Here is a 14,508-nt window from a genome sequence, read left to right as displayed (position 1 = left end):
AGGCTGAGGTTTTGCCATTAAACTACACCCGCATTAACGATTATGGGGCGGCTGATGGGAATCGAACCCACGAATGTCGGAACCACAATCCGATGTGTTAACCACTTCACCACAACCGCCAGACAAATAATAAAAATAAGAATGGTTCAGGACAGAGTCGAACTGCCGACACATGGAGCTTCAATCCATTGCTCTACCAACTGAGCTACTGAACCTTAATTAATAATGGCGGTCCCGACGGGAATCGAACCCGCGATCTCCTGCGTGACAGGCAGGCGTGTTAACCGCTACACTACGGGACCCCTTGAAAAAAGATATGTATTGCGGGAGGCGGATTTGAACCACCGACCTTCGGGTTATGAGCCCGACGAGCTACCGAACTGCTCCATCCCGCGGTAATATTATTAATCTTGCGACTTACCTATTCATCATATCACAATTTGTTAACCAATGTCAAACCTTTTTTAACAATTTGTGAATTTTATTTTCAAAACGTTAAAGTTGTTTCGAATTTGTTATCTCTTTTTTCAAGACAATAACTAGTATATCGACTTCCCTATCTTGCGTCAACCAGTTTCTGTTAGAAATAAGTGTAATAAATATATAATTGTTATAAATTTTTATATTTAGAGTGCAAATGGTCTCTTTTTATTTACAAATCAGTGATGCTTAAGCTTTCCTTTTGTAAATTTCTTTAAGGTTACAGTAGATATTGCGTTATTTTATATCCCCTCTTAATAAAAATTCAGCAACTTAAAACGCGAATCATGCTTCAAGTTTTAAGTTACTGATTATTAATTTTATATTTAAACCATTTCTTCGCTTTCTGCGAGAAAGCCATTTCGATTCAAATCATCTATCGCATTATCTAAGATCTTTTCAGTGTCTGCAGATAATGTATGCAGATGAATACCATCTGTTAATTTCGCTAACATTGTACCTTTAAAGCGTGTCATTTCTTCTACAAACGCTTGAATATCTTCTTCAGTTTCAATCATCAATTCAGCACGGATACTGCCATATACAGGATGCTCAACAGAAACATCATCAATCATTGCGCCATTTTCAACGATAAGTTTTAATTCTTCTTCCATCTCATCATAATCATGTTGGCACATTACCACACGTTTACAGCTTTTTCCTTGAGGTTCAATGTCCATAAAGTAACCCTTGCTTGTTGAACTGATCGCATATTCTTTCGTTTTTAAGTGTGAGATATCTTTCACGATAATTTGTCGCGAGACACCAAAACGTTCACTCAGTTCTGAACCTTTAATGGGTCGTGTCGAACTTTGTAAGAGTTCAACGATTTCAGTTCGTCGCTGATCCGCTTGACTCATGGGCAGCCACTCCTTCTAATATCTTATCTATTTCATTAAAACATGTATCAATTTCACCTAATGTTGAATTGCTTGAAAATGAAATACGTACATATTGATCCGCTTCATGTTCTGTTTGTTTAATCTTCTCAATTAAACCCTCACTCAATAATAAACCATGACCGCATGCTGTACCAGTTGAGATACATATATTACGGCTAGATAAAGATTGCATAATATATTGACCTTCAAATTGCGGTGTTAACAATCCAATAATATGAGGTGCTTGTTTATCACTTCTTAATACACTAAAACCAGATGCTAAAGCACGTTCAGTCGCATATTGATGGAGCTTTGTTAAATGTTCATAATGCGCATCTAATGATAAAGCTCTTGTCATTGCTAAGATGCCAGGCACATCTAACGTACCATTACGTGTACCTTCTTCATGGAAGTAATGTATATTTGTAGGTCGCACTGACTTGTGTTCAATCAACAATGCCCCTACACCTTTAGTACCTTTAAATTTATGTCCAGAGAACGCATATGAAGTAAAAGCTTGAATCGCTTTATCTTCAATCTTTTGTACAGCTTGGACACCATCCACATGAAATGGAATATTGTATGCTTGTGCGAATTCAGCAATTTCATGCACTGGTAGAATATAACCAATTTCAGAATTCACATGTTGTGCAATAATCAATACTGTCTCATTATCTACTAGTGCTTCTAAAGCTGCTAAGTCGATTGCACCTTCGTTTGTTAAAGGCATTTCTACGATTTCAAATTGTTTTTTATATGGTTCTAATGCTGCATAAATAGAAGGATGCTCATAAGGCGAAACTAAAACCTTTCCTTCTTGTGCTTGTGATAAATAAATATCAATTGCGATTTGGTTTGCATGTGATCCACTTGTTGAGAATAAAACTTCTTTATCCGTATTGAAATGTTTTTGAATATAGTGTCGGCTAGAATTCAAAGCTTCTCTTGCCATTTCTCCACCGACATGTAAACTCTCACTATTAAAAAACAACGTTTGTTGTGCTTCATTATATATTGCCAGCGCTTCTTTTGATGGTTGTGTTGTCGCTGCATTATCTAAATAAATCATATCTTTTCTCCCCCACTTGCAATTATCTTACTTTTATGACAAAATCATTGCATACATATATGTTAACATAATTGTATATATTAATGTAAATAGAGGTGTAAACATGAAACGTGTCATTGTCGTTGGAAGCGGAATTGCTGCACTCTCGTTTGTTCGTCAATTACAAGATGATATCGAAGTGATTTGTATCACTAAGGACAAGCTTGCTGAAAACAACAGTAATTTTGCCCAAGGTGGCATATGTTTTTCAAAAAGAGAAGAAGATGAAGCAATCAGCCATAGCCAAGATACTTATGAAGCCGGAGCTGAAATGGGAGATTTTAATGTAATCCAAGAAGTCATTACGAAAAGCTATCCTTTAATTCAAGCACTCGTAGATGAAGGTGTTCCATTCGATTCAAACCCAGTCACACATCATTTAGATTACGCAATGGAAGGCGCACACTCAGCTGCAAGAATTTTGCATGCTGGCGGTGATCAAACTGGTAAGTATATCGCACAACATATGGTAGAACATCTTTCTCATCCACACTTATCCATAATGGAATCAACAGAAGTCATTGATTTAATTTATAACCATGAACATCAAGTCTGTGGCGTACTTGTTTTAGATAGTACTGACGAACAACAAATCATTGAAGCAGATAGTGTCATGTTCGCAACAGGAGGTATTAACAACCTCTTCCCTACTAACTCTAATATACCACATACCATTGCATCAGGATGTGTGGTCGCATTACGTCATGACATCGCTTTAGAAAGTATGGAAATGATTCAATTCCACCCTACTTTATTAGGTGAACCTGAACATGCCTATAGTTTAGTGTCTGAAGCTGTTAGAGGTGACGGTGGTGTGCTAGTCAATGAACAAGACATTCCGTTTATGGATAAAATACATCCGATGAAAAGCTTGGCTCCACGTGATGTGACTAGTCGTGCAATCTATCATCAACAACAAGAAGGTCACCAAGTCTTTTTAGATATTAGTGCGATTTCGAATTTTGCAGAGCGTTTCCCTACTATTTACAAAGCTGTTCAAGCACATTATCCTGAAGCGATTGCCAAACAACGTATCCCTGTTACACCAGGCGCACACTATACCGTCGGCGGCATTAAATCAGAGATTGATGGTACAACAAGTCTTGAAGGCGTGTATGCGATTGGAGAAGCGGCTTGTACAAACTTTCATGGTGCCAACCGCTTAGCCAGTAATTCATTATTAGAAGGTTTAGTTATGGGTGCTTTATGTGCCGAGAAGTTAAATCAAACTTTACAACCTGTCAGTCATAGTCATTTTAATCCAGTATTTAAAATACCTTCTATCTCAGCTGATAGAGCTGCACAATTACAACAAAAAAGTTTTGACATTTTAGGTGTGGAACGTAAAGGAATCAAAATGCAAAACTATTTGAAAGAAATTGAACAGACATTATTCGAAACATCTGAAACAGAATATGTCGATAAAGCAAAATGGCAACGTTATTGTACTGTCAAATTACTACAAATCGTCTGTACAGCAGCGCTTGCTCGTCAAGAATCAAGAGGCGTACATTACAGACTTGATTATCCACATCAAGATAAGCAATTACAATTTGAACTTATTGAAATCAATTCAGGAGGCATGGAACATGTTAAATCCACTACTCGTCAGAGAGAAAATCACTCAATATTACATTGAAGATAATCAATATGGTGATTTAGCAACACACATCTTTGATCAGACACAACAAGGTACAATGTACTTAAAATCAAAAGATAACGGTATCTTTTGCGGCGAAACTATTATCAAAGAAGGATTCAAGTTATTAAAGAGTCACATCGATATCGACCAAAAAATCAAAGATGGTGAGACAGTCAAACCTGGTGATATCATCGCTGAAATTACAGGTCCTGTTTACGTATTACTTACTATGGAACGTATTGTTCTGAACTTAATTCAACGTATGTCAGGTATTGCCACACAAACACATCGTATCGCAGAAAAAATTGCGCATACTTCTACGCGCATTGTTGATACAAGAAAAACAACACCAGGCTTAGGTATCTTTGAGAAATTTGCGGTGACTGTTGGAGGTGGTTTGAACCATCGTCGTTCTTTAAATGATGGATTGATGTTGAAAGATAACCATATCGCTTTCTCTGAATCAATGGAAATTGCGATTCAAAACGCTAAAAAAGTTGTAGGTCCAATGGATAAAATTGAAGTAGAAATTGAAAATGAAGAGATGCTTAACACAGCAATCGATCAAGATGTAGACATCATTATGTTTGATAACCAAACACCAGAATGGATTGCTGAACATATTAAAGCAGTTCCTCAACATATTCAAACTGAAGCTTCTGGTAATATTAACGAAACTAATGTCGTTGCGTACGCTGAAACTGGCGTAGATTTCATTTCAATGGGTGCTCTATTTTATGCGCAAAACGCGCTCGATATTTCTGCAAAGGTTGTGATTTAAATGTTTAACCCAATGTTATCTGTATCAAAGGAAATTCCTGAAAAGTATCTTAAAATGTCAACTGAGGAGTTAGAACAACATATTCAATCTATTAAAGATGAATTAGGCGATCGCCTATTCATGCCGACACATCATTATCAAAAAGATGAGGTCGTTCAATTTGCCGATATTACGGGTGATTCATTAGAACTTGCTCGTATCTGTAAAGAAAATACTGCTGCTGAATACTTCGTATTTAACGGTGTACACTTTATGGCAGAAACAGCAGACATCTTAACAGACGACCACCAAGACATTTATCTACCAGATTTATCGGCTGGTTGTTCTATGGCAGACATGGCAAATATCACACAAGCTTTACATGGCTATGATGTTTTAACACAAGAATTCAACTTAGATATCTTGCCATTAACTTATGTCAATTCTACTGCAGCGATTAAAAAGTTCGTTGGCGAACACGGTGGTTCATGTGTAACTAGCGGTAACGCAAAATCAGTAGTGGATTGGGCATTGAAACAAGGTAAAGTTATTTTATTCTTACCTGATCAACACTTAGGACGTAATACAGCATATGATTTAGGCATTCCACTTGAACAAATGGCAGTATGGGATCCAATTGCTAAAGAACTTGTTTATGAAGGCAAACTTGAAGATTTACGTATTGTTTTATGGAAAGGTCATTGTTCTGTACATGAGAAATTCCATAAAGCACATATCGATTTAGCACGTGAACGTGATCCTGAAATCAATGTGATTGTACACCCTGAATGTGAATTCGAAGTGGTACAAGCTGCTGATTATGCAGGCTCTACACGCTACATTATTGAAACTATCAAAAACGCACCAAAAGGTTCTCGTTGGTTAATCGGAACTGAAATGAACTTAGTGAATCGTTTAAAAGATACTTACACAGACATCACGATTGATTCATTAAACCCATTAATGTGTTCATGTTTGACTATGAACCGTATTGACCTTCCTCACCTAGCTTGGTGTTTAGATAAAATTTTAGATGGCAACCGTGATAACATCATCAAAGTTGATGCTGAAACAGCAAAATATGCGAAAGAAAGCTTAGATCGTATGTTAAGCATTACTTAATATAAAATGAAAAGGTCTCTCTGAACGAGTAAATACGTCAGAGAGACCTTTTTTATCAATGATTTAATTAGCCATGCGTTTAATCATATTATTCTTTAATGCGAGGAAAGTATCATAACCATCCTCAGTCGTAAAATGACCCGCTTCATCAATAACCTTCATATCACCATCAAACGCTTGAACTAAACACTCTGTATCTTGATATGGAACATTCGAATCATTTTTAGATGCGATACCATAGAAATAGTCAATACGTGATTTTAAGTCTTCAATGTCTAATGTAACATCCGGAACATGTAAATCAGGATTTACACCTTCAGCATTCGGACCAAACCCTGCAATACTGAAGAACCCTTCAATACGAATATCTGGATGTTGTTCTAAATATTTCAGCCCCGCAAGCGTACCGAAGCCATGTGTTACGAAATATGTTTCATATTGTGAAATTTCAATCTGCTCATTTAACTGCTTTAACCATTCTTCCATATTGACTGGTAAGTCATGTTGGATATTAACGATATCTGAATGATATCCTTCTAGTCTTAATGATTGTTCTAACCATTCATACCAATTTGAGTGGGCGTCAGCACCTTGAGCATGAATTAAAACAATATTAGTCATGTTCTTCACCTCTTGCTCTTTCAAAAAGAAAATGACCTGAAATATCAGTTTAAATGTATTGAAAACCGTCTCCTATCTTCTGTGCTCATCAAAAGATATTTAGCGATTTACAATCGTCATTAAAACTTAGGTTCAGGTCATCTTTCTCTTGTGTATTTCTCATACCTATAATATAAAATCCATCATATTATCTCATCGTCTTCAATTATAAGATTAATCCTATTTGATAAAAAGGTCAATCTTTTTCATTACAATTCGACATGTCAAAACATTTATTGTACAACTTCTGCTAAAGATTCTGCGGCATCTTTACCTTGTTGAATACAATCAGGTAAACCGACCGCTTCAAATGCTGCACCTGTAATACGTAAATGCGGATACGTATGTTTGATATGATCTTGAATACGTCGCACTTGTTGAATATGACCTACATGATACTGTGGCATGCTTTTTGGCATACGATGAACGATTGAAAATTCCGGATCGCCTTTAATATCCATCATTTGACTTAAATCACGACGTACTGTCGCAACAATCTGTTCATCATCCATTTCTTCTAAAATGTTATCACCAGGTTTTCCGACATAAGCACGTAACAAGACTTTACCTTCTGGTGTTGTAAACGGCCATTTTTTGCTGGTCCATGTACAAGCGGTAATACGAGTATTAGAAGTTCTCGCAATCACAAAGCCAGTACCATCATACGTATTGACCACATCTTTTTCATCAAATGCTAAAACAACCGTCGCTACAGAAGTACTTTCCATTGTTTTAAAGTAATCTAATGCTGGATCTTCTGAGAACCATTGCATAAATGTTTGATGTGGTACTGTTACTAAAACGCCGTCATAAAAGTGTTTTTCGCCATTATAAACAACGTTATATCCTTTTTGGAAACCAATGATATCTTCTACTTTGGTTTGATATTGAATTGATGTACCTTGTTCAATCACTGCATGCGTTAACGCTTCGATAAAAGAAGATAAACCATGTCTGAATTGCTTAAATTGCCCTTTAGGTGCACCAGGATACAATTGTTTTTTTCGTTGTCTTAATAACTTCTCATGGCGCATACCTTTTATTAAACTGCCGAACTCCTCTTCTCTTTCTTTAAAGTTAGGAAACGTACTCATTAAGCTTAATTTATCGATATCCGTACCATAAATACCACCCATTAAAGGTTCAATCAGATTTTCCAATACTTCATCGCCTAAACGTTGTCTGAAGAAATCTCCTACAGAAATATCTCCATCCATTTCAATAGGTTTCTTAGTTAAATCCATAGCGGCACGTAATTTACCTTTTAATGAGATTAATTGTGTTGTCATAAAAGGTTTTAAATCTGTCGGTATACCCATGATAGAACCACCAGGTATCGGATATAAACGGTTACGTGCATAGATATAAGATTGTCCTGTTTGGTTGGTAATTAATTCATCACCTAAGCCCACTTCTGTCGCAAGATCAGTCATAATTGTTTTGCGACCCAAATAAGATTCTGGACCTAATTCAATCGTGAAACCATCTTTACGATACGTTTGAATTTTACCACCCGTACGATTTGTGGCTTCAATTATTGTGACATCATATTCAGGATGTTCTTTTTTTAAATAATATGCTGCGGAAAGCCCTGTAATCCCTCCGCCGATGACTGCGATGTTCTTACTCATTTGCATCCTCTTCTTTCGTTGTTAAAACATAATAAACTTCATCTGCCATAGCACCGATAAAGAGCGGATGTGTATTTGGCATCGGTGGACGATGATAAGTTGCGCCTACTTCGTCACATACCACTTTACATTCATAATCATTATCATAAAGGACTTCTAAATGATCACAAACAAAACCAACTGGCGTATAAATAAAATGTTCATAGCCATATTCAGCTTTTAAACTTCTTGTTAAATCTTGTACATCCGGTCCGAGCCATGGTGTGCCTGTATTACCTTCAGACTGCCATCCTCTTGCTGTGTGTTGAATATTTGATAGTTCTTCTAATAATCTTGTGTTGTCTTTTAATTGCTCTGGATATGGATCATTGGATTCTAATATCATCTTCTCAGGTAAACTGTGTGCTGAAACAACCAAAACAGTACGATCATGTTCTGCTTCAGGTATGTCTGAAAGTGTTTGATTAATTTGTTTCACCCAGTATTGAATAAATTTTGGTTGTTGATAGAAGCTGTTCACATGCGTCAATTTAATACCATGTGTTTGTGCCGCTTTCGCTGCACGTTTGTTATATGAACCTACAGAGAAATTAGAGAAATGCGGCGCTAAGACAATCGTAATCGCTTCTGTAATACCATCTTGATGCATACGTTCAACTGCATCTTCAATAAATGGATGAATATGTTTTAAACCGACATAGACTTTAAACTCAATATCTTGTTCTTCATACATTAAGTTCAATCTATCTTTTAATGCCTCCGCTTGTTCATCTGTAATTCTAGCTAATGGAGACATCCCACCTATAAATTCATAGCGATCTTTTAAATTTTGAACTTCTTCTGGTGTCGGTTTTTTACCGTGACGAATATCTGTGTAGTACGGTTCTATATCACTTTCTTGATAAGGTGTACCATACGCCATCACGAGCAGTCCAATAGTTCGAGTCATATTAAACCCTTCCTTTACCGTTCATTTTGCATTTAAATTATTTTCGTTTTGTATATTCATGGACATAATCAGCAATTTTCTCCAACGTTTCTGGTTTCACTTCTGGGAATACCCCGTGTCCTAAGTTGAAAATGTGTTTGCCGTAAGCCATTCCTTGATCTAAGATTTCATCTAAGCGCGGTTGAATAACTTCCCAAGGTGCCAATAACAATGAAGGATCTAAGTTGCCTTGAATTGTTTTTGTAACCCCTGCATCAGCAGTATCTTTGATTGTTGTACGCCAATCAATACCTAATACATCAATCGGAAGTGAATTCCATTCTTCAATTAAATGTGTAGCATTCACACCGAATAAGATAACCGGCACATCATGTTCTGCTTTAATCCCTTTAATTAAGCGTTCCATATGCGGCTTAATGTAATATCTGAAATCAGGGGCATTTAATGCGCCAATCCACGAATCAAAGATTTGAATCAACTCTGCACCCGCTTCGATTTGTGCATTCGCATACGTGATAGACATATCTACTAAATGATTCATTAACGCAAACCATGTTGCCTCATCACGATACATCATAGCTTTAGTGAAGTGATAATTTTTAGAAGGTCCACCTTCAATCATATAACTTGCTAAAGTAAATGGTGCGCCGACAAAACCAATTAAAGGCACATTCAATTTTTCTTCCGTCAAGAGCTTAATCGTATCTAACACGTAAGGTACATCGCGTTTTGGATCAATTTGTCCTAGCTTTTCTACATCTTGAATCGTTTTGATTGTATTCTCAATCACAGGACCGATACCAGATTTAATCTCTACATCTACACCAATCGGTTTTAATGGTGTCATGATATCTTTATATAAAATTGCTGCGTCAGTTTGATAGTGATCTACTGGTAAATGTGTAACATAGGCACACAATTCAGGTTGGTGTGTAATTTCAAATAACGAATATTTCTCTTTTAAGGCACGATATTCAGGTTGAGAACGACCTGCTTGTCGCATAAACCATAATGGAGTGTGTTCAACCTCTTCTCCCTTAATCATCTTTAAAATTGTATTATTTTTTTGATGCACCACAGTATCCTCCCAAAATTATAATCATTCTAATCTATTCTAGCATATCCGTAGAATACACGTATTTTGTTGGATGTAAATGTCATAAAAAAGACATAGCAAATCACAATCGTGTAAACTTTTTCTACGTGCTTACCTTCTTTAGTTGCAACATATTACATTATGACATAATTTGTTAAAATCCTCATTGGTTCCGTTTTCAAAATCTGAAACATTTTCATCATTTCTATATCAAATTGCCCTACTAATACTATATAATGAGACTACTAGTATTTTTAATTGCTAGAAACTTATTTTTATTCTTTGTAGAATAATACAAAAAAGGAGGAACGTGCCATGAAATTATATGCATCCTATGGTACATTCGGATACCTTAACCAAATTCGATTAAACAACCCAGAGCATAACTTATTTTTATTCTCAACAAATGATTCATCAGTGATTTTTGAAGAAACTGAACAACCAACTGCTTTAAAAGAACCACTTAAATATGAAGTACTTTCAAGCATTAATGAACTTGAAGAAGAATGTTTCTATGCAGTTGTCTTTATCCCAACTTCAGAAAATCATATGTATCAATTAGAAAAACGTTTAACATCATTATCTTTAAACTTGGATAAATTCCCTGGATTCAAATGTTACCGTTTCTTAAAACCAATTAAAGGAACAACTTACAAAATCTACTTTGGTTTTGCTGAGCGTAGTAACTTTGAAGATTTCAAATCTTCTCAAGTTTATCAAGATAACTTCTCTAAAACAGCGTTATCTCAATTCTTCGGTTCTAGCGGCCAACATTCAAGTTATTTTGAACGTTTCCTCTATCCGGTGGATAAAGATTAAGCAAAAGTATCTAAAAAACAAAACAACGTCCATTAGCTTAAATTGCTAATGAGACGTTGTTTTTATATTTAGATTTAGTCTTTTAATAAGGCTTCTTGGTATTTCAATTTCTTGATAATATTTCTGATTGTCAACCAACCCACCACAAAGAATACTAATACCATATAAAATTGTGGCGGGAAAAGGATAGCGTATGTTAACGCTAATATTATACCGATACCAAACATAATATGATATAGAAACTGACCATAGCCTTGAATTACTCTTTCTTCAGGTACAGGCCAAACTTGCGGCCATAACCCATAAGCTTGTTGTGTATAGAACTGTGCTGTTTGCAGTAAAATTATATACATAAACAGTCCGCCTACAATTAATGAAATCCATTGATTCGAAAGCCAAATCATTAACACAAGTGCAATAATAACTAATCGTAAAATGATATTGAATGCATCTTTACCTCTTAAGAAGCTACGTTTAAATAGAAATAAATACATATGCTTTGCGTTATATTGATTTGAACGCGGTCTCGGCAATAAGAAATCCAAATAACGACGACGTACTGCCGCTGAGCGCAAGTGTTTTACATCAGTGAACATATTGACGAATTTATAGTAATTCATGTGATGTTGCTGTTCAATCACAATCAGCGCTTCCCATGGCAATAAGCGTTTTGCATTATTTTTCTTTAGTACAATAATCCATGCGATAAATACAATAACAAGTAACAAACCAAACCATTGATGTGCACCTAAAATTAAAACGTATGTGATTGCAAAGAGCAGCCATTGCAGGACTTGCATAATCCATAAAGGCCTTTTTGCCTGCATCCACTCTAATTTGGCAATTAAGCCGAGATATGGATAAATTAAAGCGGCAACCGCAAATAATGCGTAGTAAAGCAGATTGCCCGCTTCAAGTCTACTGAATAATGGAAAGAGTACAATTAATACAACCACTTGCAAAGCTATTCTATTTAAATAACTATAAATAATACTATAGTTCAAGTAGCTGCGCATATGCCGTTCAAATGGTAATAGGAACAAACGATCCGCCTCTTTAAACAAAGTGCGTAAAGGAAAGATCGAAATTACAGCAACAGCGATACTTGCTAATAATGCATATGGTATGCCAGATGGAATATGTTTAAGCCAGTTACCGTAGCCTAATATAAACGCACCGAATAAAATCAATAGAAATACTGAAAAGTGCCCATTAAAAATAAATTTATTATAGTAGGCTTTTTCTTTACTGATTGCTGTTCTTCTTTGGTTAAATAATTCTATGGCGCGATGGTCTGTCATACGTTTTGACCACCTTGCGTCACATGAATATAAATTTCATCTAATGTTTTATCATGTAAACCTGTTTGTGCTCTAAGTTCATCTAAATTACCAAAAGCAACAATACGTCCTTCATCAAGGATGATGAAGCGATCACAATAACGCTCAGCTGTTGCTAATATATGTGTACTCATTAATACAGTACGCCCTTCATTCTTCTTCTCTACCATTAAATCCAACATGGATTGTATACCTAATGGATCTAAACCAAGAAATGGCTCGTCAATGATATAAAGTTCAGGGTTGACGATAAAGGCGCAAATTATCATGACCTTCTGTTTCATCCCTTTAGAAAAATGACTTGGAAAAACTTGGAGTTCTTTTTCTAAACGAAATGTTTTTAATAACGGCATGGCACGATCCATTGCAGTTTGTTTATCAATGCCGTAAGCCATTGCAGTCATATCAATATGTTCTTGTAATGTTAATTCTTCATATATGACCGGTGCTTCAGGAATATACGATAATTTATGTCTATAGGTCTCAATGTCTTCTTTGATGTTAGTACCTGAAATAGAAAGTTCACCTGCAGCAGGTGTTAACAATCCGAGCATGTGCTTGATTGTCGTACTTTTCCCTGCACCGTTAAGGCCGATCAAGCCTACAATTCCACCATTTTTTAATTCAAAACTAATATCTTGAATCACAGGTTTTTTACCATAACCACCTGTGAGTTGTTCTACTTTAACAGTCATATTCATAACCTCCAACTGTTCTTTATTGTACCAAAAAGCATGTATTAACTCATAGAGAAATCATTCGTGACATGACGTTTAAAGGCGGGTAATGCTATAATGTACTTTAAGTAAACCTTTTAAGGAGTGAATTGTGATGTCAGAAACAATTTTCAGCAAAATCATTGATGGTGAAATCCCAAGTTATAAAGTTTATGAAGATGATTATGTCTATGCATTCTTAGATATTTCGCAAGTAACGAAAGGTCACACTTTGCTTGTACCTAAGAAAGCTTCACCAAACATTTTCGAAACTGATCCAGAAACAATGCAGCATATCGGTGCAGCAATGCCTAAAATTGCCAACGCAATTAAAAAAGCATTTAATCCAGACGGCTTAAACATCATTCAAAACAATGGTGAATTTGCAGACCAATCTGTATTCCACTTACATTTCCACTTCTTACCAAGATACAAAAATGATGTGGATGGCTTCGGTTATAAATGGATTACACACGAAGAAGAATTAGGCGATGAAGCAAAAGCTAAAATTGCACAAGAGATTCAAGCACATTTTGAATGATTACCTAATTTTCGGGTAATAACATACTATATCTAAACTTAACATCATTAAATAAGGAGACTAACCTATGAAAGTAATTCGCATTTTAGGTGGATTAGTTGCTGGTACTGCTGCTGGTCTTGCTGTAACTGCTTTTAATAAAAACAGTTCTAAAGCTGGCCAAACTGAATTTGACGACAGTACAAAAGCAATTAAACAACAATCATCTAATATTTCAAGCTATGTTAATCAAATCAAGGACGGTACGCAAGAAGTTAAAACTATCGTCGATGAAGTTAAAACTTTGATTAGCGACTTTATGAAAGATATTCAACCAAATATCAATCATATTCAAGAAAATATTCAAGATATCCAAAAACGCGGTGAAATTATCGGTGAAACGGTGCAAGGCATTACGAAAAGCCCTGATAAGAAAAACATCACACCGTACACACCAAAACAACAACCTGTTGGTAAAGAGCAGCGTGAAACGGTACAACAAAATCAAACAGCTGCAGTGGAACCTAAAAAGAAACAAGTGGACACTGAAGCTGAATAATGAGTATTTAAGATCAGAACAACATCGTGTTGTCCTGGTCTTTTCTTTTAAATTTTAAACTTCATAAACATGCGATATTACAGCATTCTCCCCTCTTCTAAACATGCCACTTAATTAGCCTAAAATTTCCTCATAATTAATACTTGACTCTTTCATTAGAAAGATAGATAATACCTAAGTATTGATAAGAACTTAGAAAAAATATCCCAAAATAAACGAAAAAAC

14 protein-coding genes and 4 tRNA genes are annotated in these 14,508 nt (G+C 35.7%); 6 read left to right on the top strand and 12 right to left on the bottom strand.

The genetic code is table 11. The features are described 5' to 3' along the window. Positions 1 to 43: 43 nt before the first annotated feature. The 6 genes from HMPREF2846_RS08480 to HMPREF2846_RS08455 form a co-directional block, all read right to left on the bottom strand. Positions 44 to 119 (bottom strand) — tRNA-His (locus HMPREF2846_RS08480). A 23-nt stretch (positions 120 to 142) separates the two neighbouring features. After that, positions 143 to 215 (bottom strand) — tRNA-Phe (locus HMPREF2846_RS08475). Between the two features lie 11 nt (positions 216 to 226). Continuing rightward, positions 227 to 302 (bottom strand) — tRNA-Asp (locus tag HMPREF2846_RS08470). A 19-nt stretch (positions 303 to 321) separates the two neighbouring features. After that, positions 322 to 395: transfer RNA gene (locus HMPREF2846_RS08465), tRNA-Met, on the bottom strand. A 411-nt stretch (positions 396 to 806) separates the two neighbouring features. Beyond that, positions 807 to 1,340 (bottom strand): transcription repressor NadR, encoded by a 534-nt coding sequence (locus HMPREF2846_RS08460; RefSeq protein ID WP_002481268.1) that lies wholly within the window; start codon positions 1,338 to 1,340, stop codon positions 807 to 809. Beyond that, positions 1,312 to 2,430, bottom strand: a complete 1,119-nt coding sequence (locus tag HMPREF2846_RS08455; protein ID WP_070626434.1) for a cysteine desulfurase family protein — start codon at positions 2,428 to 2,430, stop codon at positions 1,312 to 1,314. The genes HMPREF2846_RS08460 and HMPREF2846_RS08455 overlap by 29 nt, the downstream gene beginning before the upstream one ends. Before the next feature lie 103 nt (positions 2,431 to 2,533). Between HMPREF2846_RS08455 and HMPREF2846_RS08450 the strand changes: the two genes are divergently transcribed. The 3 genes from HMPREF2846_RS08450 to nadA are packed head-to-tail and all read left to right on the top strand — an operon-like array spanning position 2,534 to position 5,993. Next, positions 2,534 to 4,108, top strand: coding sequence for an L-aspartate oxidase (locus tag HMPREF2846_RS08450; RefSeq protein WP_070626433.1), 1,575 nt, complete (start codon positions 2,534 to 2,536; stop codon positions 4,106 to 4,108). Further along, on the top strand, positions 4,059 to 4,892 hold the full coding sequence (nadC, locus tag HMPREF2846_RS08445) for a carboxylating nicotinate-nucleotide diphosphorylase (RefSeq protein ID WP_023016248.1): 834 nt from the start codon (positions 4,059 to 4,061) through the stop codon (positions 4,890 to 4,892). Before HMPREF2846_RS08450 ends, nadC begins: the two co-directional genes overlap by 50 nt. Beyond that, positions 4,893 to 5,993: a quinolinate synthase NadA gene (gene nadA, locus HMPREF2846_RS08440; RefSeq protein WP_002481272.1), complete on the top strand. Its 1,101-nt coding sequence runs from the start codon at positions 4,893 to 4,895 to the stop codon at positions 5,991 to 5,993. Positions 5,994 to 6,056: 63 nt separating this feature from the next. On the opposite strand, the gene HMPREF2846_RS08435 is transcribed toward nadA, so the two are convergent. The 4 genes from HMPREF2846_RS08435 to hemE form a co-directional block, all read right to left on the bottom strand. Beyond that, entirely contained in the window at positions 6,057 to 6,614 is a 558-nt protein-coding gene (locus tag HMPREF2846_RS08435; protein WP_070626432.1) for an RBBP9/YdeN family alpha/beta hydrolase, read from the bottom strand. A 272-nt stretch (positions 6,615 to 6,886) separates the two neighbouring features. Continuing rightward, positions 6,887 to 8,284, bottom strand: a complete 1,398-nt coding sequence (gene hemY / locus HMPREF2846_RS08430) for a protoporphyrinogen oxidase (RefSeq protein ID WP_173020209.1) — start codon at positions 8,282 to 8,284, stop codon at positions 6,887 to 6,889. Further along, positions 8,277 to 9,233 carry a ferrochelatase gene (gene hemH / locus HMPREF2846_RS08425; protein ID WP_002481275.1) on the bottom strand — a complete coding sequence of 319 codons (957 nt, stop codon included), beginning with the start codon at positions 9,231 to 9,233 and terminating at the stop codon, positions 8,277 to 8,279. The genes hemY and hemH overlap by 8 nt, the downstream gene beginning before the upstream one ends. 37 nt (positions 9,234 to 9,270) lie before the next feature. Then, positions 9,271 to 10,311 carry a uroporphyrinogen decarboxylase gene (hemE, locus tag HMPREF2846_RS08420; protein WP_103364063.1) on the bottom strand — a complete coding sequence of 347 codons (1,041 nt, stop codon included), beginning with the start codon at positions 10,309 to 10,311 and terminating at the stop codon, positions 9,271 to 9,273. Positions 10,312 to 10,644: 333 nt separating this feature from the next. Between hemE and HMPREF2846_RS08415 the strand changes: the two genes are divergently transcribed. After that, the gene (locus HMPREF2846_RS08415; protein ID WP_002481277.1) at positions 10,645 to 11,148 is read left to right on the top strand and encodes a hypothetical protein; all 504 of its coding nucleotides are present in this window, start codon (positions 10,645 to 10,647) and stop codon (positions 11,146 to 11,148) included. Between the two features lie 74 nt (positions 11,149 to 11,222). On the opposite strand, the gene HMPREF2846_RS08410 is transcribed toward HMPREF2846_RS08415, so the two are convergent. Together HMPREF2846_RS08410 and HMPREF2846_RS08405 are read right to left on the bottom strand one after the other, a co-directional pair. Continuing rightward, the gene (locus tag HMPREF2846_RS08410) at positions 11,223 to 12,449 is read right to left on the bottom strand and encodes an ABC transporter permease EcsB (RefSeq protein ID WP_070626429.1); all 1,227 of its coding nucleotides are present in this window, start codon (positions 12,447 to 12,449) and stop codon (positions 11,223 to 11,225) included. Next, the gene (locus HMPREF2846_RS08405) at positions 12,446 to 13,183 is read right to left on the bottom strand and encodes an ABC transporter ATP-binding protein EcsA (protein WP_070626428.1); all 738 of its coding nucleotides are present in this window, start codon (positions 13,181 to 13,183) and stop codon (positions 12,446 to 12,448) included. The genes HMPREF2846_RS08410 and HMPREF2846_RS08405 overlap by 4 nt, the downstream gene beginning before the upstream one ends. Positions 13,184 to 13,319: 136 nt before the next feature. On the opposite strand from HMPREF2846_RS08405, the gene HMPREF2846_RS08400 reads away from it, so the two are divergent. Next, positions 13,320 to 13,745, top strand: a complete 426-nt coding sequence (locus tag HMPREF2846_RS08400; protein ID WP_070626427.1) for an HIT family protein — start codon at positions 13,320 to 13,322, stop codon at positions 13,743 to 13,745. Between the two features lie 67 nt (positions 13,746 to 13,812). Beyond that, positions 13,813 to 14,283 carry a hypothetical protein gene (locus HMPREF2846_RS08395; protein ID WP_070626426.1) on the top strand — a complete coding sequence of 157 codons (471 nt, stop codon included), beginning with the start codon at positions 13,813 to 13,815 and terminating at the stop codon, positions 14,281 to 14,283. The last annotated feature ends 225 nt before the right edge of the window (positions 14,284 to 14,508 follow it).

Origin of the sequence: Staphylococcus sp. HMSC056G08 (genome assembly GCF_001812305.1) — a bacterium.
GTDB lineage: Bacteria > Bacillota > Bacilli > Staphylococcales > Staphylococcaceae > Staphylococcus > Staphylococcus simulans.
Note: the sequence above shows the minus strand (reverse complement) of the source record. Positions and strands in the feature narration are given on the sequence as shown.